16 protein-coding genes, 1 other RNA gene and 1 CRISPR repeat array are annotated in these 18,909 nt (G+C 47.4%); of the genes, 12 read left to right on the top strand and 5 right to left on the bottom strand.

What is annotated here, in order from left to right:
- Positions 1–9: 9 nt before the first annotated feature.
- Positions 10–300, top strand: a complete 291-nt coding sequence (cas2, locus tag OCV68_RS02855; protein WP_262570557.1) for a CRISPR-associated endonuclease Cas2 — start codon at positions 10–12, stop codon at positions 298–300.
- A gap of 153 nt (positions 301–453) precedes the next feature.
- A CRISPR array of direct repeats spans positions 454–2,568; the repeat unit is 31 nt; unit sequence GTCACACCCTCACGGGTGTGTGAGTTGAAAT.
- A gap of 186 nt (positions 2,569–2,754) precedes the next feature.
- On the opposite strand, the gene OCV68_RS02850 is transcribed toward cas2, so the two are convergent.
- Positions 2,755–3,285: a hypothetical protein gene (locus OCV68_RS02850; RefSeq protein ID WP_022475424.1), complete on the bottom strand. Its 531-nt coding sequence runs from the start codon at positions 3,283–3,285 to the stop codon at positions 2,755–2,757.
- Positions 3,286–3,512: 227 nt separating this feature from the next.
- On the opposite strand from OCV68_RS02850, the gene OCV68_RS02845 reads away from it, so the two are divergent.
- Complete coding sequence (locus OCV68_RS02845; protein WP_022475423.1) at positions 3,513–4,277, top strand: SGNH/GDSL hydrolase family protein; 765 nt, start codon at positions 3,513–3,515, stop codon at positions 4,275–4,277.
- Between the two features lie 8 nt (positions 4,278–4,285).
- Here the strand turns inward: OCV68_RS02845 and OCV68_RS02840 are convergent, their stop codons facing one another.
- Positions 4,286–4,585, bottom strand: a complete 300-nt coding sequence (locus OCV68_RS02840; protein WP_022475422.1) for a hypothetical protein — start codon at positions 4,583–4,585, stop codon at positions 4,286–4,288.
- A 302-nt stretch (positions 4,586–4,887) separates the two neighbouring features.
- On the opposite strand from OCV68_RS02840, the gene OCV68_RS02835 reads away from it, so the two are divergent.
- Entirely contained in the window at positions 4,888–6,603 is a 1,716-nt protein-coding gene (locus OCV68_RS02835; RefSeq protein ID WP_147621432.1) for a phospho-sugar mutase, read from the top strand.
- 82 nt (positions 6,604–6,685) lie between these two features.
- A complete protein-coding gene (locus tag OCV68_RS02830) occupies positions 6,686–7,336 on the top strand; it encodes a YczE/YyaS/YitT family protein (protein ID WP_317259196.1) in 651 nt (216 codons plus the stop codon).
- A 68-nt stretch (positions 7,337–7,404) separates the two neighbouring features.
- Here OCV68_RS02830 and clpB read toward each other — a convergent pair whose 3' ends face one another.
- Positions 7,405–10,023 carry an ATP-dependent chaperone ClpB gene (gene clpB / locus OCV68_RS02825; protein WP_262570549.1) on the bottom strand — a complete coding sequence of 873 codons (2,619 nt, stop codon included), beginning with the start codon at positions 10,021–10,023 and terminating at the stop codon, positions 7,405–7,407.
- Between the two features lie 241 nt (positions 10,024–10,264).
- Here clpB and smpB point away from each other — a divergent pair, with 241 nt between their 5' ends.
- The 6 genes from smpB to OCV68_RS02795 all read left to right on the top strand — a co-directional run bounded on the left by smpB (position 10,265) and on the right by OCV68_RS02795 (position 13,197).
- The gene (smpB, locus tag OCV68_RS02820; protein ID WP_022475418.1) at positions 10,265–10,735 is read left to right on the top strand and encodes an SsrA-binding protein SmpB; all 471 of its coding nucleotides are present in this window, start codon (positions 10,265–10,267) and stop codon (positions 10,733–10,735) included.
- 19 nt (positions 10,736–10,754) lie between these two features.
- Positions 10,755–11,106, top strand: a transfer-messenger RNA (tmRNA) gene (ssrA, locus tag OCV68_RS02815).
- A 428-nt stretch (positions 11,107–11,534) separates the two neighbouring features.
- Positions 11,535–12,068, top strand: a complete 534-nt coding sequence (locus OCV68_RS02810; RefSeq protein WP_262570547.1) for a hypothetical protein — start codon at positions 11,535–11,537, stop codon at positions 12,066–12,068.
- Positions 12,069–12,139: 71 nt separating this feature from the next.
- The gene (locus tag OCV68_RS02805; protein WP_022475416.1) at positions 12,140–12,349 is read left to right on the top strand and encodes a spore coat associated protein CotJA; all 210 of its coding nucleotides are present in this window, start codon (positions 12,140–12,142) and stop codon (positions 12,347–12,349) included.
- On the top strand, positions 12,339–12,596 hold the full coding sequence (locus tag OCV68_RS02800; protein ID WP_022475415.1) for a spore coat protein CotJB: 258 nt from the start codon (positions 12,339–12,341) through the stop codon (positions 12,594–12,596). Before OCV68_RS02805 ends, OCV68_RS02800 begins: the two co-directional genes overlap by 11 nt.
- 1 nt (position 12,597) lies before the next feature.
- Positions 12,598–13,197 (top strand): manganese catalase family protein, encoded by a 600-nt coding sequence (locus tag OCV68_RS02795; protein ID WP_262570543.1) that lies wholly within the window; start codon positions 12,598–12,600, stop codon positions 13,195–13,197.
- 55 nt (positions 13,198–13,252) lie between these two features.
- Here the strand turns inward: OCV68_RS02795 and OCV68_RS02790 are convergent, their stop codons facing one another.
- Positions 13,253–14,290 carry an RING finger protein gene (locus tag OCV68_RS02790; protein ID WP_022475792.1) on the bottom strand — a complete coding sequence of 346 codons (1,038 nt, stop codon included), beginning with the start codon at positions 14,288–14,290 and terminating at the stop codon, positions 13,253–13,255.
- Between the two features lie 196 nt (positions 14,291–14,486).
- Between OCV68_RS02790 and OCV68_RS02785 the strand changes: the two genes are divergently transcribed.
- Positions 14,487–15,173, top strand: a complete 687-nt coding sequence (locus OCV68_RS02785) for a TVP38/TMEM64 family protein (protein WP_262570539.1) — start codon at positions 14,487–14,489, stop codon at positions 15,171–15,173.
- Here the strand turns inward: OCV68_RS02785 and OCV68_RS02780 are convergent.
- Positions 15,151–16,476, bottom strand: a complete 1,326-nt coding sequence (locus OCV68_RS02780; RefSeq protein ID WP_262570537.1) for a hypothetical protein — start codon at positions 16,474–16,476, stop codon at positions 15,151–15,153. The genes OCV68_RS02785 and OCV68_RS02780 overlap by 23 nt on opposite strands.
- A 189-nt stretch (positions 16,477–16,665) precedes the next feature.
- On the opposite strand from OCV68_RS02780, the gene OCV68_RS02775 reads away from it, so the two are divergent.
- Positions 16,666–18,906, top strand: a complete 2,241-nt coding sequence (locus OCV68_RS02775) for a transglycosylase domain-containing protein (protein WP_147621440.1) — start codon at positions 16,666–16,668, stop codon at positions 18,904–18,906.
- Positions 18,907–18,909 lie beyond the last annotated feature (3 nt).

Here is an 18,909-nt window from a genome sequence, read left to right as displayed (position 1 = left end):
GCGGTCATAATGATGACACTTGTGTGCTATGATGTCTGCACCGAGGACAGAGGCGGAAAAACAAGGCTCCGCAAGGTGGCAAAGGAATGCCGGAACTATGGGCAGCGTGTCCAGAATTCAGTTTTTGAGATCGACGTGGACTATGGCACTTTCCTTAAAGTCAAGGATAAACTCTTGAAGATAATCGACGAAAATAAAGACAGCCTGCGGATATATTATCTTGGCAACAACTGGGAGCGCCACATTGAGCATTTCGGCATCAAGGAGACATATAATCCCGAGGGTGTCCTGATAGTTTAGCGAACCCTCAATGTTCTGAAATTTCCGTGCACTTCGCAGAAAAAACACTGTGTAAATGCCAATATATAGCAAATAATTGATTGACATCTTTTGAACAGAGACACAATAGTCCCCCATGTAGTGCGTGTGACCCTTTTTATGTCTATATGTAGGGTCACACCCTCACGGGTGTGTGAGTTGAAATTGAAGAGCTGTAACAAGGGCATTGCCGCCCTCTGGTCACACCCTCACGGGTGTGTGAGTTGAAATTTCCGAATTGTTTGCAAAGTGCTTGAAGTCTATAGTCACACCCTCACGGGTGTGTGAGTTGAAATCATTAACAGTTATTTGTTTTTCGGGTTTTGAAAGTCACACCCTCACGGGTGTGTGAGTTGAAATTTGGACAGTGACAGGCTTGCCAATAATTTTGACGTCACACCCTCACGGGTGTGTGAGTTGAAATTCCTCAACCCAGTCAAAAACAATCTTTTTACCTGTCACACCCTCACGGGTGTGTGAGTTGAAATATTACTGTAATATAATAATATCATTTTTTATATAGTCACACCCTCACGGGTGTGTGAGTTGAAATCTAAAGATGAAAAGGCTAAAAAGTATGATTTGGTCACACCCTCACGGGTGTGTGAGTTGAAATTTACAAGATTTACCTCAGCAATATTTCTGATAGTCACACCCTCACGGGTGTGTGAGTTGAAATTTTTGGAACAGCAGAAGTTAGATCAGAAATTATAGTCACACCCTCACGGGTGTGTGAGTTGAAATGGGTTGCCGATTATAAAACAGCTGCTGAAAATTCCGGTCACACCCTCACGGGTGTGTGAGTTGAAATGTGCAGGTGTTGTTGCAGCAGGTCTTACGATTTTCGTCACACCCTCACGGGTGTGTGAGTTGAAATAACATATTCAAAGTATCATCAAAATAATGAGGAGGTCACACCCTCACGGGTGTGTGAGTTGAAATAGAACGCAATATTTTTAACGTCAGCAGGCGGCGGAAGTCACACCCTCACGGGTGTGTGAGTTGAAATTTGCCCTGCTGAAAAATTCACGGAAGCTCCATAGGGTCACACCCTCACGGGTGTGTGAGTTGAAATACAGGGCGCATTCCGGACAGGGTAGAGTTTGTGGCGTCACACCCTCACGGGTGTGTGAGTTGAAATACGGTATAACCAGCACATTTATTATAACTTATCTGGTCACACCCTCACGGGTGTGTGAGTTGAAATTGTGGAGTTCGGGAACAAGGAGATATTTCATTGAAGTCACACCCTCACGGGTGTGTGAGTTGAAATCCAGATATGCAGGCTTTAAACTTTTAGCTATGGCAAGTCACACCCTCACGGGTGTGTGAGTTGAAATTTGATAGAATAGATGTCAACGGAAATTATTCTCCGTCACACCCTCACGGGTGTGTGAGTTGAAATAGGAAGCTATCCGCAAGGGATATATTCAGAGAAGTCACACCCTCACGGGTGTGTGAGTTGAAATCTGATATCTATGTATCAAATTTTGATTATGACAGGTCACACCCTCACGGGTGTGTGAGTTGAAATGAACAATATAATCAGTTACACCATAACCGTCACTGTCACACCCTCACGGGTGTGTGAGTTGAAATCTAATAACATGATTTAATTCCTCCAAATAATTATTGTCACACCCTCACGGGTGTGTGAGTTGAAATCATTGTTCATTTGACCCTCATAATAATTTGTAAGAAGTCACACCCTCACGGGTGTGTGAGTTGAAATCCTGCAGCGGTGTCCCTTTCCTCCGATATCGTGTGGTCACACCCTCACGGGTGTGTGAGTTGAAATCTTGATAGCACGGACGCATTCGGTCATGCGTTCGTCACACCCTCACGGGTGTGTGAGTTGAAATTTGCATACTTTGGCACGTCTCCCCAGGAGTTCGTCACACCCTCACGGGTGTGTGAGTTGAAATTCCCCAAGTTACGGAATGTGTCCGTAAATAGTCAGGTCACACCCTCACGGGTGTGTGAGTTGAAATTCCTGCCGCTTCTGCTCCTGCCGATATTCTTCAAGTCACACCCTCACGGGTGTGTGAGTTGAAATTGGGAGGATTTCCGTCAGCTCCGCAAAATACCCGTCACACCCTCACGGGTGTGTGAGTTGAAATGGTGTGCGATCTCGCCCCGAGCAGTCTTTAGCATGGTCACACCCTTACGGGTGTGTGAGTTGAAATAAGGTTGACAGGTATTTCGGACTGGAAAAATATGTCACACCCTCACGGGTGTGTGAGTTGAAATTTCATCAGTTCACCCTTTTCCTTCGCAAGTGGATGGTCACACCCTCACGGGTATGTACTGAAAATTATGACAATTTCCAGATAGCTGATTTGCACCCATTACGCCCAAAATACAAAGCTAAAGCCAATCACAATCATATCTTAATAAATAAAAACAGCGCAGAAACCCTCGCTTCTGCGCCGAACATTATTCCCTAAAAATATTAAGCAAAGCCGAAAACAGCAGATAATAAATACAGTCTGAAAGAACCGTGCAGATAATACCCGCAGCTATCATTTTAGCCGTGCCGAACAGCGGCTCCTTGATGTGACTTACCTGCGGAGCCTTGCTCTTGGCGAACAACAGGGCAGTCGCCGCAATATGCGCCGCAATGCCGATAATCAGCAGCCAAACAGCGTCGTATCTGAAAATAGAATACAGAAAAATGCAGCCTACCATAAACACAATGTTGATGATAAGATGTATGCCTGCGGAAATGTCACGCCTTGTTATTTTGCTGCAAAGAAGATTCGATGGAAAGGTTATGACCGCCGCCAAGACCGCCAGCAGCAGATTGCTTCCTACAAGTGATGCAAAGAAAAGCGAGTAGAATTCCATTGGAAAGATATTCCACAGTATCAGCCACAGCACTACAGCGGCTGCGGAGCATATTGCGGCGATTTTTTTGCGCTTAGGCGTGAAAAATGGCTCTCGGATTGTTTTGGCTTTTTCGGACATGGCTTTATGTGCGGTCAGACAGACTGACCCACGCTCCTTTCAAATAAAATAAACAGCTTTTCATGCGTTTCCCATAAAGATGTATTACAATGATTATACGATTTTCACGCTCTTTTGTCAAGCGGATAAAATGGCCCTGTACCGTATGAGAACCGCCCCTGCCTTGACATTCGCAGATAAAAGTGGTAAGATATATCCATATTATATATGTATGAAAGGGTGTTCATATGGATTTTTCAAAGCTGAATTTCGGCGTGGACGGCGACAGCATCACAGCAGGGGAGCAGTGGTCGTATCACGTATATAAAGAGCTGGGAATGGCTTCACATCACAATGTTGCCGTAGGCAGCTCCGTTTGGTACAAGCGCACTATCGCGTACAGCGGCGGAAGCGTTACCACTCAGGATTATACTTCTCCCGATTTTGCTGGCATCAGCGACGGCTGGGAGGAAACTGACGACCCTGTTGAGCTTCAGAAGAGAGCCAACAACTGCGCTGTCGTTCATACCCAGCGCTTTATTGAAGAGGTAAAGAGCGGAAAGGCTCCCGTGCCCGATGTGTTCGCTTTTGCAATGGGCACAAATGACGCTGAGGACTGCCTTGGCTGCCCCGATAAGGCTCTGGAGGGCAAGACCCTTGAAGGCAATGAAAGCGTTGACCTTTTCACCGAGGCAGGCGCAGCAAGATGGTGCATACAGCGCATTATGGAGGAGTTCCCACTCTGCCGTGTGTTCGTGCTCACACCTATCCAGACTGCAACACCCGAGCATAACAAAAAGATCGAAAAGACTATCGAGGTGCTCCGCAAGGTAGCGGGCGGAATGAGCGCACAGGTCATCGACTGCTTCCACAACAGCGGTATCTGCGAGAAGTTCGAGGTGATCGGCGGCACAGGAAAATATCTCCGTGACGGACTTCACCCCGATGTTCCCGGCCAGACCCTCGAGGGAATGTATGCCGCCAAGGAGATACGCAACAATATGTTCAACTGATGTGAATGTCAGGGGTTTGTTCTGATGTTGTAGAACTCTCTTTCACGCATGGCGTAAATGGCGTTTCTGCGGCGTTCTCTGCGCTTCTGTGCAGCTTTTTCCTCAGCCTTTGCGGAAGCTCTTGCAAGTCCTGCGGAGAAGATGAGCACGCCCATGAAAGCACCGTAAAGCGCAATAAAATATGTCATTGCAGTGGGGTCGCTGGCGGCTGACAGTCTGGTGAACCTTATTGTCACAAGAGCGTCGGCGGCAACGCAGAGGGCTGCGGCAGCGGGATATTCTCTGATTATTGACATTATTTTTTTCATATTATCATATCCTCTCTTTGATTTGAATAAGCTTTTCTGCTGTTCATCATATTTACATTATAGCACACGATCTGGTCGGAAAATCGGACAGCAAATCAGACATTTTGACATCGGATATATAGAATGTACTATGAAAACGTTTGAGAAAGTTAGCTTTGCTGTTCAAATGTTAAAAATATGATAAATCGCAAAAATCCTATTGGCAATACCGAAAAAATGTGGTATAATGAGTTGAATGTGAAAATTGAGGCGGGCATTCAGCCACGCCGTTTTCAGACAAAATAAATTATGAGGTGATCACAATGAACGAAATGGAACTTTACTCACTCTGGTGCGAAAAGGCTGTTGATGACCCTGACCTTCAGACTGAACTTAAGTCTATCGCAGGTGACAGCGACGCTATCAAGGACAGATTTTACCGTGATCTGGAATTCGGTACAGGCGGTCTCCGTGGTGTTATCGGTGCAGGTTCATACAGAATGAACGTTTATACAGTAAGAAGAGCAACTCAGGGTCTTGCAGACTATGTTAACAAGGCTTTCACATCTCCCTCTGTTGCAATTTCCTACGACAGCCGTATCAAGTCCGGCGTTTTCGCTAAGGAAGCAGCATCAGTTCTGGCTGCAAACGGCATCAAGGTACATATCTATACCGAGCTTATGCCCACTCCCATGCTTTCCTACGCAGTAAGAAACCTGAAGTGCAGCGCAGGTATCATGATCACAGCTTCCCATAACCCTGCCAAGTACAACGGCTACAAGGTTTACGGTTCCGACGGCTGCCAGCTCACACTTGATGCAGCTGAGATCGTGCTCAAGAATATCGAAAGCGTTCCCATGTTTGACGGCGCAAAGACCATCTCCTATGATGACGGCGTTGCAGACGGCAGAATAAACTACATTCCTCAGTCCGTTATCGACAGCTATCTTGACGAGGTATCCAAGCAGGGTATCCACACCGATCTGGTTAAGTCCAGCGGACTCAAGGTAGTTTACACTCCTCTTAACGGCACAGGAAACAAGCCTGTAAGAGCTATCCTCAAGAAGATAGGCGTTGAGGACGTTACCGTAGTTCCCGAGCAGGAATATCCCGACGGAAACTTCCCCACCTGCCCCTTCCCCAACCCCGAGATCAAGGAAGCACTTGCAAAGGGTCTGGAGCTTTGCAACGTTGTAAAGCCTGACCTTCTCCTCGCTACCGACCCCGACTGCGACAGAGTTGGTATCGCAGTTCCTTCCGATAACGGCTATGAGCTGTTCACCGGTAACGAAGTAGGCGCAATGCTTCTCGAATACATCTGCTCAGAGAGAACAAAGATGGGCACAATGCCTGCCGATCCCGTTGCAGTAAAGACCATCGTTACAACCGATATCGCAGCTAAGATCGCTAAGGAATACGGCGTTAAGCTTATCGAAGTTCTTACAGGCTTCAAGTTCATCGGCGAGCAGATCGGCTTCCTGGAGGATAAGGGTCAGGAAGACAGATACATCTTCGGCTTCGAGGAGAGCTACGGCTATCTGGCAGGCTCCTATGTAAGAGACAAGGACGCTGTTGTTGCTTCCATGCTCATCTGCGAAATGGCTGCATTCTACCGCACCAAGGGCATTTCCCTCATTCAGGCAAGAGAGAATATGTACAAGAAGTACGGAGTATATATTCACAGCCAGTCCTCTTTCGTTTGCGAGGGTGTGACCGGTATGGAGAGAATGAAGGAGATCATGTCCGACCTCAGAACCAACACTCCCAAGACTATCGGCGGTCTTACCGTAACACGCTTCGAGGATTACCTTGCAAGCACCTCTGTTGATACCGCAACAGGCGCAAAGACAATGCTTACACTTCCCAAGTCCGATGTGCTCACATTCAAGCTCACCGACGGCGCAAGCGTTATCATTCGTCCCTCCGGCACAGAGCCTAAGATCAAGGCTTACTACACCACCACAGGCACTACCAAGGCAGAAGCTGCTGCTCTTGAAAAGACCATTTCCGATGATTTTGCAAAGATCCTCGGTTTCTGATTGACACAATAACTGACAGATATACAAACACCGTCGGCAGGCAATGTCGGCGGTGTTATTTTTTATGTTCGGAGATGATCTATTGAATAAAGATCCGGCAAAAAGAGCAGTTATCTATGTTATGGGACTGTTTATAATGACATTGGGTGTATCCATATCCGTAAAATCCAATCTTGGCGTATCTCCCGTAAGCTCAATACCATACACAATGACCTGCGTGTGGGGGACAGAGATGGGCAGAGCCACCATAATATTTCACATTGCACTGGTGCTGTTGCAGATAGCAGTGCTGCGCAGAAAATTTAAGCCTATAAATCTTCTTCAGGTATCGGTGGGAGTAATGTTCGGCGCATTCACCACGTTCTGCAATCACCTGATGACCTTTCTTCCCACCCCTGAGAATATCGTGATCCGTCTGAGCATGATGCTGGTCAGCACCCTGCTCATAGCGATAGGAATTTTCTTCTATGTTCCTGCAAATATAATGCCGTTGGCAGGCGAGGGCGCAATGCTCGCCATATCCCGGGCATCGGGCATAGAATTTTCCACCGTAAAGGTGATATTTGATATATCAATGGTCATCATATCCTTTGCGGTCTGCATGATATTTATTGGCAGCCTGGGAAGCGTAGGCGCAGGAACCATAATCGCCGCAGTGCTTGTGGGACTTGAACTGAAGCTTATAACAAAGCTTTTCGGCAGGTACCGTGACAAGCTTCTGCCGCAGAGCTGATAATACATATGCGCAAAAAAAAGCTCCCCCGAGAAATTTTCTCGGGGGAGCTTTGGATTATTATGTCATCAGCTGTCCTTTTCAGGTGCGATAGTCGTAAGCGAAAGCTTCTCGCCGTCACTGTCAACCTTGATAGTAGTAAAGGGGTCAAGGTCGTTTGCGATCATAGTGCGGGCGATAAGAGTTTCAAGCTTGCTCTGGATATATCTCTTAAGGGGACGTGCGCCGTAAATGGGGTCATAGCCCTCCTTAGCGATAAATTCCTTAGCTTCGTCAGTGACTTCAAGCTCAAGCTGCTTGTCCTCCAGACGCTTTCTCAGACCGTCCAGCATAAGGTCGATGATAGGATATATCTCCTTCTTGGAAAGGGGCTTGTAGAATACTATCTCGTCCAGACGGTTCAGGAACTCGGGACGGAAGTGAGTTTTCAGAAGCTTATCAACCTGAGCTCTTGCCTCGGGAGTTATCTCGTTGTTCTCGTCAATACCTTCAAGGATATACTCGGAGCCAAGGTTGGAGGTCAGTATGATTATGGTGTTCTTGAAATCTACCGTTCTGCCCTGAGAGTCGGTGATACGGCCGTCATCAAGTACCTGGAGCAGAATGTTGAATACATCGGGGTGAGCCTTCTCGACCTCATCGAAGAGGACTACGGAGTAAGGCTTGCGGCGAACAGCCTCAGTCAGCTGACCGCCCTCCTCATAACCAACATATCCCGGAGGCGCTCCGATAAGACGGCTCACGGAGTGTTTCTCCATGTACTCGGTCATGTCGATACGGACAATGTTCTTTTCATCGTCAAACAGTGCCTGTGCCAGAGCCTTTGCAAGCTCGGTCTTACCAACACCTGTAGGACCCATGAAGAGGAAGGAACCGATAGGACGGTTGGGGTCCTGTATTCCCGCTCTTGAACGGAGTATTGCCTCGCTGACCTTTTGAACAGCCTCGTCCTGACCGATAACTCTCTTGTGGAGAACCTCGTCCAGATGCAGCAGCTTCTCACGCTCGCCCTCCATAAGCTTGGATACGGGTATGCCTGTCCATCTGCCAACGATCTTGGCGATCTCTTCATCTGTTACCTTGTCACGGAGCAGAGTATGCTTCTCATAGTCATCAGCAGCAGCCTCAGCCTCTTCCAGCTCTTTTTTCAGAGCAGGGAGCTTGCCGTACTTCAGCTCAGCAGCCTTGTTAAGGTCGTAGCTGCGCTCAGCTTTGGCAATGTCGGCGTTGGTGTGCTCAATGTCCTCACGGAGCTTCTGGAGACGGGAGATAGAGTTTTTCTCGTTTTCCCAGCGTGTTTTCATGGAGTTAAACTCGTCACGCAGCTCGGAAAGCTCTTTTCTTACCTCTGCCAGCTTCTCCTGAGATATCTTGTCCTCTTCCTTTTTGAGGGCAGTCTCGGCGATCTCCTTCTGCATGATCTTTCTTGCGATATCATCAAGCTCGGTAGGCATGGAGTTCATTTCCGTGCGGATGGTAGCGCAGGCTTCATCAACAAGGTCGATAGCCTTATCGGGGAGAAATCTGTCGGTAATGTAACGGTTTGAAAGAACAGCGGCGGTGATAAGTGCGCTGTCCTGAATTTTTACGCCGTGGAACACCTCGTAACGCTCTTTAAGTCCACGGAGGATAGAAATGGTATCCTCAACGGTAGGCTCATCAACACGCACGGGCTGGAAACGTCTTTCAAGCGCAGGATCCTTTTCGATGTACTGACGGTACTCGTTAAGAGTGGTCGCACCGATGCAGTGAAGCTCGCCTCTTGCAAGCATAGGCTTTAAGAGGTTGCCTGCGTCCATAGCGCCGTCGGTCTTGCCGGCGCCGACAATGGTGTGCAGCTCATCAATGAAGAGGATTATCTTGCCTTCGGACTTTTTAACTTCGTTCAGAACGGCTTTCAGACGCTCCTCAAATTCGCCCCTGAACTTAGCGCCCGAAATAAGAGCACCCATATCAAGGGAGAAGAGCTTTCTGTCCTTTAAGTTGTCGGGAACATCTCCACGGACGATACGCTGTGCCAGACCCTCTGCAATGGCAGTTTTACCGACACCGGGTTCACCGATAAGAACGGGGTTGTTCTTGGACTTACGGGACAGGATACGGATAGTGTTTCTTATCTCGCTGTCACGGCCGATAACAGGGTCAAGCTTGTTCTGACGGGCAAGCTCCACAAGGTCCTGACCGTACTTTTTAAGCACATCATAGGTGTCCTCGGGAGTATCGGTGGTAACACGCTGGTTGCCTCTTACCTCCTGAAGAGCCTTCAGGAAGCTGTCCTTGTCAATGGCAAAGTCTTTGAATATCTGTTTGATGTCCTTGTCAGCGTTGTCAAAGTAGGAGAGCATAACGTGCTCTACGGATACAAATTCATCGCCCATGTTCTTGGCAATGGTTTCGGAGGCATTGAGCAGTCTGTCAAGGGACTGGGAGATATAAACGGTGTTCATATCACGTCCGCTGCCCGTTACCTTGGGTATATTTGCCATAACACGCTCAAGGCTGCCTGCAATAACGGTTGCGTCCTTGCCCAGCTTTTTCATCAGCTGAGGGATAAGACCGTTTTCCTGAGTCATCAGCGCATAAAGCAGATGAGGCTGGTCAACGTTGGTGTTCTGGTACTCAATAGCGGTATCCTGTGCAGCCTGAATGGCTTCTATAGTCTTTTTGGTAAGTTTCTGCATATTCATAAAATTCATCTTCCTTTCAGACGGTGAGTTATATTTTCAAGTGGGGGAGTGCTTCGGTCAGCTACCTGTTGCGGCTCATGACCTCATAAAGAATATTCATATGTGACCGCTCCTTTGTACGGATATTTTGCGGGAAATTTGTATTTTAACGCCGAAAATTTCGGCACCAAAATGCTTGACAATCAAATGAAAATGTGCTATAGTTTATTTTGTAGCTTTTTTGATGAAAGGATGTGTCGTGATGCCCGCCGATAAAAACGGATTTAAAACTATTGCCGAAAACCGAAAGGCAAGGCACGATTACTTTGTCATCGAAAGCTATGAAGCCGGTATCGAGCTTGTGGGAACTGAGGTCAAGGCCATCCGCCAGGGCGGCGTTAATCTCAAGGACTCATGGTGTACTATTGAAGACGGCGAGCTGTGGGTGAAGGGAATGCACATATCTCCCTACGAACACGGCAACATTTTCAATCGTGACCCCATGCGTGTCAGAAGGCTGCTGCTCCATAAGAAGGAGATCAACAAGCTTTTCGGTACTATCAAGCAGGAGGGGCTTACTCTCATTCCTATCTCTCTTTACTTCAAGGGTTCAAGGGTCAAGATGCAGGTCGGTCTTTGCAAGGGCAAGAAGCTTCACGATAAGCGTGATGCAATGGCTGCCGAGGCTGCCAAGCGTGATATTGACAGAGCCATCAAGGAGAGAAACAGGTAAAACGTCCGCTTCATAACCTGGGGATGTAAAGGTTTCGACGGGGATCATGAAGCATGATAAGCGAGCAGAGGACTGTGCTGATCTCTATAACCCGCACACGTTTTAAAATTAGACGACAACGATAATTTTGCTTTAGCAGCTGCGTAAGCGCTGCTCGTCTGCCCGGAAAGTACCGTGGTTCCGGCTCAGGCGTCGATTAACGGTGAACGTCATTCGGGAGTGCCTGCGCCCGTCTGATGTATCGCAGGCTACTGAGTTCAGCTGTGTGTCTGTTCACGGCTGACCGAGGGAATGTAAATAACAGACTACGCTCGTAGAAAGTCGTGTGGATCGGTTTTCGGACACGGGTTCGATTCCCGTCATCTCCACCAGATATCCGTCTGTAAGGATTTCCTTGCAGGCGGTTTTCTTTTTTCTGACTTTTTACAAGTATCAGTATAACTGCTTATTGTGACAATATAATGTTAGATTTGTGACAAATAAGTAAATTTTAGCACTCCGTGTGCGAGAGTGCTAATTTCCTGCTTTTCCTCTTTTATGAGTTTATTTTACCATATTATATGTGCAGATGTCTATAGATTTCGGAAGTTTTAATTTGATTTTAATGAAATAAAATTCCCCTTACTGATATGGTTGATACATAGATCAGTAAGGGGGATATGTATGTGTTTATTGTGGATAGGGGAGACGGCTGTGGAAAGCTACCATTTATATTTACAGTCATCACACTCATAGCTTTTGCCGAAGCTGCTGCTGAAAACGCCGGCTAACAAGAAGTACAACCGAAGCAAAAGACACTATGGACGCTTATCTTGCAACATGCGTTGCCGGCAACAAGGCAGTTTCCGAAGAAGGATATCAAAAATATATTAGTTCTACCTATATTGACTATGCTCACAACAATACCAACGTTCAAAAGATATTTGACCGCTATATTGAGCTTAAGGGTAAAATAGACGATGCGCAGGCAGTTCTGGAAGAATCAAAAAATAATCTGGGACTGTTTAAGCCGTCTCTCGATAACAATGCTTACGAACAGGCTAAGAAGGCTGTAGAAGATAATAAAAAAACCGTTGAGAGTGCCCAGAAAGCATATCGTGAGTTCGATAATTCTATACGGACCGTAAATACCGGCATAGCAGATTTTGCGCAAAAACAAACACTCGGTGCCAAGTCCGGTAAAATCTATGAACATCAGGCTCGTGCTACCGCTGCCGCCAAAACAGTAGAAGCAGCAGCTATGACAGCTGCAAATATTGCTCTATCGTTTGGAATCAGCTTGATTGTTCAGGCGGCTGTCCTTTCACCAATCTCCACCCGCCGCATAATATAAAAAAGCGGAAAATCACAGGAGCAGCGGCCCTGTGATACTCCGCCGAATACATTACCGAAAGGAGAGGGAAGATGAACGAAAACGACAAATGCAGCACCGACGGACTGACCATACCCCGGGGACGTTTTCCTCAGGATACACCTCTTGCCATGGCATATGTGCCCTATCAGGAGTGGGAGGACACCTACGCCGAGAATGTAGCTCTGGCAAAGGGCACCATATTCCCGTCGCTTGATATGCCTTTTCTTGGAAAGGAGGGCGTAGCACAGTATGGAAAATAAACGCCGTCAGCTTATGTACGCCATTCAGATGTACGACTTTTATCTGTATGAGCTCCAGCTGTACCTCGACACTCACCCCACCTGCCGCAACGGACTTTTTGCGTTCAGACGATACAAGGAACTGCGTGAAAAGGCAGTACGGTCATATAATGAGCTGTTCGGACCTCTGACACCTATCCAGTCAGGCTGCGAAAATGTCTTTGAATGGGCAAAGGGCCCCTGGCCGTGGGAAAAGGAGGCTAACTGATATGTGGATATATGAAAAAAAGCTCCAGTATCCCGTTAACATCAAAAATCCGAATCCTGCTCTGGCTAAAATGATAATTTCACAGCTTGGCGGTCCCGACGGTGAGCTTGCTGCATCACTAAGATACCTGAGCCAGAGATATACCGCACCCTATGCTCAGGTAAAGGGCATTCTGACCGATGTCGGCACCGAGGAGCTTGCTCATGTTGAGATGATCTCATCTATAGTATATCAGCTGACCAAGAACCTTACTCCCGAGCAGATAAAGCAGGGCGGCCTGGACGCATACTATGTTGACCATACGCTGGGCATCTATCCGTCATCGGCAGCAGGCGTTCCGTTCACCGCAGCGTACTTCCAGTCAAAGGGAGATATTCTCACCGATCTCCATGAAAACATGGCTGCGGAACAGAAAGCGAGAACCACATACGATAATATCCTGCGTTTTGCAGATGATCCCGATGTCCGTGACCCCATAAAGTTCCTGAGACAGCGTGAGATCGTACATTTCCAGAGGTTTGGTGAAGCTCTTCGCATAAGTCAGGATAACCTCAACTCCAGAAACTTCTACGCATTCAACCCTGAATTTGATGTCCGCTGAGAAGCGGACGAAAAAAACGTCGGATACACATTTGTGTGTCCGACGTTTTGCATTATCAAACTATAAGCAGTATCGCAGCCATTACAGCGTATGTGGAAAGAAAGTACAGAACGATAAATGTAACCAGCAGCGCCGCTGAGGTTCCGCCTGCGCTTTTGAGAGCTTCCGATACGTTTATGCCGCTTGCTGCTGCGCTTTTCTTTATCTTGCTTCCCTTGGAGATAACGTTTTTGTAGTAGAAGTAATTTGAAAGCGTTGCAAAGATGAATATGACTACCCAGCTCACCAGCGAAGATATGTTGTACAGCATATTGAAGCTTCCGCCGGTGACACTGAACTCGGCAACTTTGGTAAGCGCCGCTTCAAACGAGGGATACATATTAACAAGTGCGTCCTTGAAGCCGTATTCCGTGAGCATTATCTTCATGCCCATAAGCGATGAGGGAATGGATATGATGGACTTTATCAGCAGCACCAGAAACGCCAGCAAAGGCATCTTTCTGTAAGCAAAGTAAAATTCGGGGAATAGCATTGCGGGGATATTGAAGCTCAGCTTGAATTTTGTGGCTTTCATCACCCTGAACTTGGGAAGATAGAACCTTGTGTTGCTGCCTATAAAATCCGCAATGTCCTTGGTGGTCATGTCCTCGTCGTACTTTTCATCGGGACTGAATCCGCAGAGAGGATCGCTGTAGTTGAGCATATACGGATACATGGTCTCCATAGCGTTCTGCTCGGCGTTGTTGAAAAAGGTATCGCCGTTTGAAAAGCTTTCCTGTTCTTCACCGTCCGCTTTGTCTTTCTGTGAAAGGTAATAGGGAGTGGGAGTGCCGCACTTGTCACAGAAAAGCTGGTCATTTCGCAGAGTATTGCCACAGACTGAGCATTTAAGCCCCTCCGCCTGCTCTTTTTCCTCGACCTCTGCTTTCCAGCTCATGTGCTTGCTGTGCAGCTCGTCATTTATACATCTGCCCTCTTTTTTGTAGCAGTCCCTGTGATAGGGAGTGCCGCATTCGGGGCATACCACGATATCGTCATCATCGGTAAATTTTTTACCGCAGGACTTGCATTCATATCCTGTATAGTTAAACAAACTATACTCCTCCGATCTGCCATTGGCTAGGTTTGTTCCTTATAGTATATCACATTTTTTTCCAAAAAACAAGACGATTTCATACTTTCATCTTTTTAACACAAAGATATCATTTTTTGTGAGAAAAAATTACACATTGCAGGTGTAATATAAAATGCGGAGGATTATATAATCTCTATGGAAAGAATGATGAAAAATGAGATCAGGAAAGATCATTAAAAGAATTATTCAGCTGGCGCCTGTGCTTATGATCGTTCTTATGGCTGTGATATATTTTGCCGCCCTTAAAGACCTTACCTTTGAGCAGGTGCTGAACTATACGCCCACAGCTCCCTTGGCTGCTGCGGCTGTGTTACTGCTTATGTATGCACTGAAATCCCTGTCCTATTTCTTCCCCATGCTGCTCATTGCCGCAGTTGCGGGAGCGGTACTGCCCATATATGCGGCTATCCCCGTTAATCTGCTGGGAATAGTTATAATGGCGTCCATTCCCTATGCAGTGGGAAAATATGCCGAGGGAGAAGTGGTGGACAAGCTTGCCGCAAAGCACGAGAAAATAAGCATCGTCCGTGAATACAGCACCAAGCACCAGCGGTTCGGAGCATTTTTCCTCCGTATCGTCAGCTGCCTGCCATATGATATCGTAAGCCTTGTTATGGGAAGCCTGCGCTTTGATTACAAGGACTACATCATCGGCTCGTTTCTGGGCACAGCTCCGGGAATAATACTTACTACTTTTATGGGCTCAGCCATAACCGAGCCGCTTTCGCCCGAGTTCATCATCTGTGCTGTCATTGAGGTCATCATTGCCGTTTCGTCTGCGGTGGCTTACAGGATACACAGGAAAAAGCAGGGTAAGATCAGTGGTGAGGGTCAGGAGTAAATGCGGAGCTTTCTCCGTTCAGATAATTGTGAGCTTCTGTCAGGAAGGCTTCACGCTGCTCTGCCAGAACCTCTGAATGTTCGTTTTCCTCGATATATGCCGTTACCTGACTGAGAGCCTCGGCAACAGTTTCGGGGTCGGTGTCGCTAAAGAACTTGAACAGGCTCATATAGCAGTATCTCTGCTTGCCCTCGCATATGCGCTTTGCTATATCCATGCAGAGCTGTATGATGTCCTCGTCATTTTCAATAAGACCGCACACCCGCAGTCCCGCAAAATCCACTTGATTTGCAGCTATTACCGCTGACTTTTTGAAATAGTCGGAGCATATCTTCATTGCCTGCTCGTTTTCAGGATTTATCATGCCGAAAAGCTGTGCGGAGAACTTGCGGCAGAACAGAGGAATGAAGAACGGGTCGCTTACGGTGAAGCTTTCTGTATCTGAAAGGGTCTTGTATGCAAGGAACTCATACCACCTTATATCCAGATCGTCGATATCAATGGTAAAGTGTACCTTTTCATTGTCGGGAGCGAAAAAGGCGGTGGGGGAGCCTTGGGCATACTTGCCGTCCGCATAGTCCAGACCGTCCAGCACCCACATCAGCTTGGGATAATCCACAGGGTCTTTCATAAGATAGCTGAACTTGTCATACGCCGCATAGTTATCCTTGATGAAATAGGCGAAAAATCCTGCCGAGGCAAACACATCGGGATAATCTTCATACAGGCGCTTTACCTTATCGGTTACGGTCTCGCTGTCCTTGTCGAGCATTATGGCATAGCTCATGGTGAGGATAAGCGTGTCGGTGAGAAAGCTGAAAAACGAGCTTTCCGCATCAATATCACGTTCAAGGAGATACCTTGCATAAAGAAAATCGGGCTGGCTCTTTTCGGATATTATATCGTCCGAAGCCCAGCCTATGCCCATATCGGTTATGAGCTTATATTTTGAAGCAAGCCTGCCGTATGCGGCAAAAAGCTTGTCCGATTCTTTGAACAAACAGGTGTGGAGCAGGAAATATGCCTCGTTTACTGCATCGGAGGGATTCATACCGCTGATCAGCCTTTCCAGAAGGTCGTTCAGGCGGTTTGCAAGATAATCGGAAAACTCGTTGCTGCGGCACATCATAATGTAAGGCAGGTAGCTTTCGTCACGTATTTTCTCTCTCCAGAATTCATCTGCTGCGGCAGTCTTGAACTTGCACAGCTCCTTGAGCAGCTTTTTGCGCTTGCTGCCGAAAGAAAGCTTTACGTCCGTTACATACTGCGAGCAGAGGTTTTCATCCTCATAATAACTGACCATTCCCGTTGCCTCCGTAATATTTGTTTGTATAATTATATAATAATTTGCCGCCTGCGTCAACCGTTTCACGGCAATATATGGAAAAATTGATAAAAACCGAAAAAACACTTTAAAATAATTCGGTTATGTGATATAATGTAAGATAACGTGTTTGTGCCCAAGCATATCCCTTATAAGGAGGAAAATATTTTGAGCAACGAAAAGAAATTCTCCAAAAAAGCCGCTGACGAAGCAGCTCCCAAGCATATGGCTGAGGCGGCTCCCGCTCCAAAAAAGAAGAAAAGAAAAAAGAAGAAGGCAGGCCCCGTTAAAAAGACCTTTACCGTTATCGGGACCGTGCTTCTTACGCTTATACTTATAGTTGTCATCTCGGTGTCTATCATTGCGGCAGCTCTTACCGTGTATGTAATGCAGTTCAGAGAGAATACGCCCATAGATATCGACCTGGACAGCCTTAACCTTGCCTATACGACCTTTATTTATGGCGATGACAAGGACGGCAATCAGGTAGAGCTTGCAAAGATAAGCCGTGGTGCCAACCGTATCCCCGTATCCATCGACCGTATCCCTCAGCATGTCCGTGACGCTTTCGTATATATCGAGGACGAGCGTTTCTACGAGCACGCAGGCGTTGACTGGAAGCGTACCTTCGGTGCTTTCCTCAACGAGCTTACCCATGGTATGCTTTACGGAAGCAAGCAGGGTGGTTCCACTATTACCCAGCAGCTCGTAAAGAACGTTACCGGTGATAAAGAGCAGAACATGGACAGAAAGATGCGTGAGATATTCCGTGCGGCTGACCTTGAAAAATACCGTACCAAGGACGAGATCCTTGATGCATATCTTAACTGCGTAGGTATGGGCGGAAGCTGCTCAGGCGTTCAGGCTGCTGCTCTCAAATACTTCGGCAAGGACGTGTCCGAGCTTGATCTTGCAGAGGCTGCCTGCCTTGCGGCTATCCCTAAAAGCCCCGAAAGCCTTAATCCCTTTGCAAACAAGGAAGCAAACCGTGAGCGTCAGCTCCTGGTGCTCAAGGCAATGTACAATAATGCGGCTATCTCCAAACAGCAGTATGACGATGCTGTTAACGAGGAGCTTCAGTTCAGAGACCCCAACAGCGAGACCAATTCCAGCGAGATACAGAACTGGTACATTGATATGGTCATTCGTGACGTTACCCTTGACCTTATGAACCTTTACGGCGTTGAGTTCGATGAAGCCAGCGATATGCTCTACAACGGCGGCTACACCATCTACACTCCCATTGATATCGAGATGCAGGAGGCAATAGAAGCCAAGTACAGAGACTACAGCACATTCTCCAACAACGTCCTGAGCGACCCGCCCCAGTCCGCATTCATCTGTATGGACTACACAGGAAATATCCTTGCGGTAGCAGGCGGAATAGGCGATAAGGCAGGCTCCAACATCTTCAACCGTGCCACCATGGCAAAGAGACAGGCTGGTTCAAGCTTCAAGCCCATTGCAGGTTATGCTTATTCCATTGAAAATAACCTTGCCACATGGTCATCAATCTACCCCGACCTGCCCATTGAGATACCCGATGAAAACAACCCCGGTCAGACAAGAAAATGGCCTACAAACTACAGCTCCACAGGTGCAAACAACGTATGGAGCGGAAGATCGTACTTTACATTCCAGGCTCTCCAGCGTTCGCTGAATACCGTTTCCGCACGTCTCGTGCAGGCGGCAGGCCCCTCAAACGTGTTCGAGTTTGTAATGAACAGGTTCCAGATATCCACACTTACCGCTTACGATGCCGACCTTTCGCCTATGTCCGTTGGTGCGCTCACTCAGGGCGTTTACCTCAGAGAGCTTGTTGCGTCATATCAGCCTTTCGGAAACGGCGGAAAGTATTTCGCTCCCACCTCATATACTTATGTTCTTGACCCCTCGGGTGAGACTATCCTTCAGCACAGTTACACACCTATCCAGTCCATCAGCGAGGAATCCGCTTATGTTATGAACAAGCTGATGCAGCAGGTAATCGAAGGCCCCAACGGTACAGGTAAGGCTGCAAAGCTCAACAACGTTCCCGTTGTAGGTAAGACAGGTACATCGCAGGAGTGGAGAGATAACCTCTTCATCGGCTGCACTCCCGATTACGTCAGCGGCGTATGGTATGGCTATGATGATAACAGAACTGTAAAGTCAGGCACATACTACAACACCGCACAGCTCTGGAAGAACATCTTCGGCGACATTGCGGATGCTGGGGAGAGAACTGAGTTCCCCGAGTGCGAGACCATAAAGGAGCTTTACTACTGCTCCAACACAGGCCTTATCGCCAGCGGAAGCTGCCCCACAGGCAACAAGGGCTACTACAAGTCCACCAACGTTCCCCCTATCTGCACAAAGTGCGGAGGCTCGTCCGCAAGTGCCGCTAATGATGAAAGCACATCGAATTAAAGG

Source organism: Huintestinicola butyrica, assembly GCF_025567215.1.
Lineage (GTDB): Bacteria > Bacillota > Clostridia > Oscillospirales > Ruminococcaceae > Huintestinicola > Huintestinicola butyrica.
Note: the sequence above shows the minus strand (reverse complement) of the source record. Positions and strands in the feature narration are given on the sequence as shown.

What these genes read in the sequence shown, in the direction of transcription:
- cas2 (WP_262570557.1), top strand. Translation starts at nt 10, where the DNA reads ATGATGACACTTGTGTGCTATGATGTCTGCACCGAGGACAGAGGCGGA.
- OCV68_RS02850 (WP_022475424.1), bottom strand. Translation starts at nt 3,285, where the DNA reads ATGTCCGAAAAAGCCAAAACAATCCGAGAGCCATTTTTCACGCCTAAG.
- OCV68_RS02845 (WP_022475423.1), top strand. Translation starts at nt 3,513, where the DNA reads ATGGATTTTTCAAAGCTGAATTTCGGCGTGGACGGCGACAGCATCACA.
- OCV68_RS02840 (WP_022475422.1), bottom strand. Translation starts at nt 4,585, where the DNA reads ATGAAAAAAATAATGTCAATAATCAGAGAATATCCCGCTGCCGCAGCC.
- OCV68_RS02835 (WP_147621432.1), top strand. Translation starts at nt 4,888, where the DNA reads ATGAACGAAATGGAACTTTACTCACTCTGGTGCGAAAAGGCTGTTGAT.
- clpB (WP_262570549.1), bottom strand. Translation starts at nt 10,023, where the DNA reads ATGAATATGCAGAAACTTACCAAAAAGACTATAGAAGCCATTCAGGCT.
- smpB (WP_022475418.1), top strand. Translation starts at nt 10,265, where the DNA reads ATGCCCGCCGATAAAAACGGATTTAAAACTATTGCCGAAAACCGAAAG.
- OCV68_RS02810 (WP_262570547.1), top strand. Translation starts at nt 11,535, where the DNA reads ATGGACGCTTATCTTGCAACATGCGTTGCCGGCAACAAGGCAGTTTCC.
- OCV68_RS02805 (WP_022475416.1), top strand. Translation starts at nt 12,140, where the DNA reads ATGAACGAAAACGACAAATGCAGCACCGACGGACTGACCATACCCCGG.
- OCV68_RS02800 (WP_022475415.1), top strand. Translation starts at nt 12,339, where the DNA reads ATGGAAAATAAACGCCGTCAGCTTATGTACGCCATTCAGATGTACGAC.
- OCV68_RS02795 (WP_262570543.1), top strand. Translation starts at nt 12,598, where the DNA reads ATGTGGATATATGAAAAAAAGCTCCAGTATCCCGTTAACATCAAAAAT.
- OCV68_RS02785 (WP_262570539.1), top strand. Translation starts at nt 14,487, where the DNA reads ATGAGATCAGGAAAGATCATTAAAAGAATTATTCAGCTGGCGCCTGTG.
- OCV68_RS02780 (WP_262570537.1), bottom strand. Translation starts at nt 16,476, where the DNA reads ATGGTCAGTTATTATGAGGATGAAAACCTCTGCTCGCAGTATGTAACG.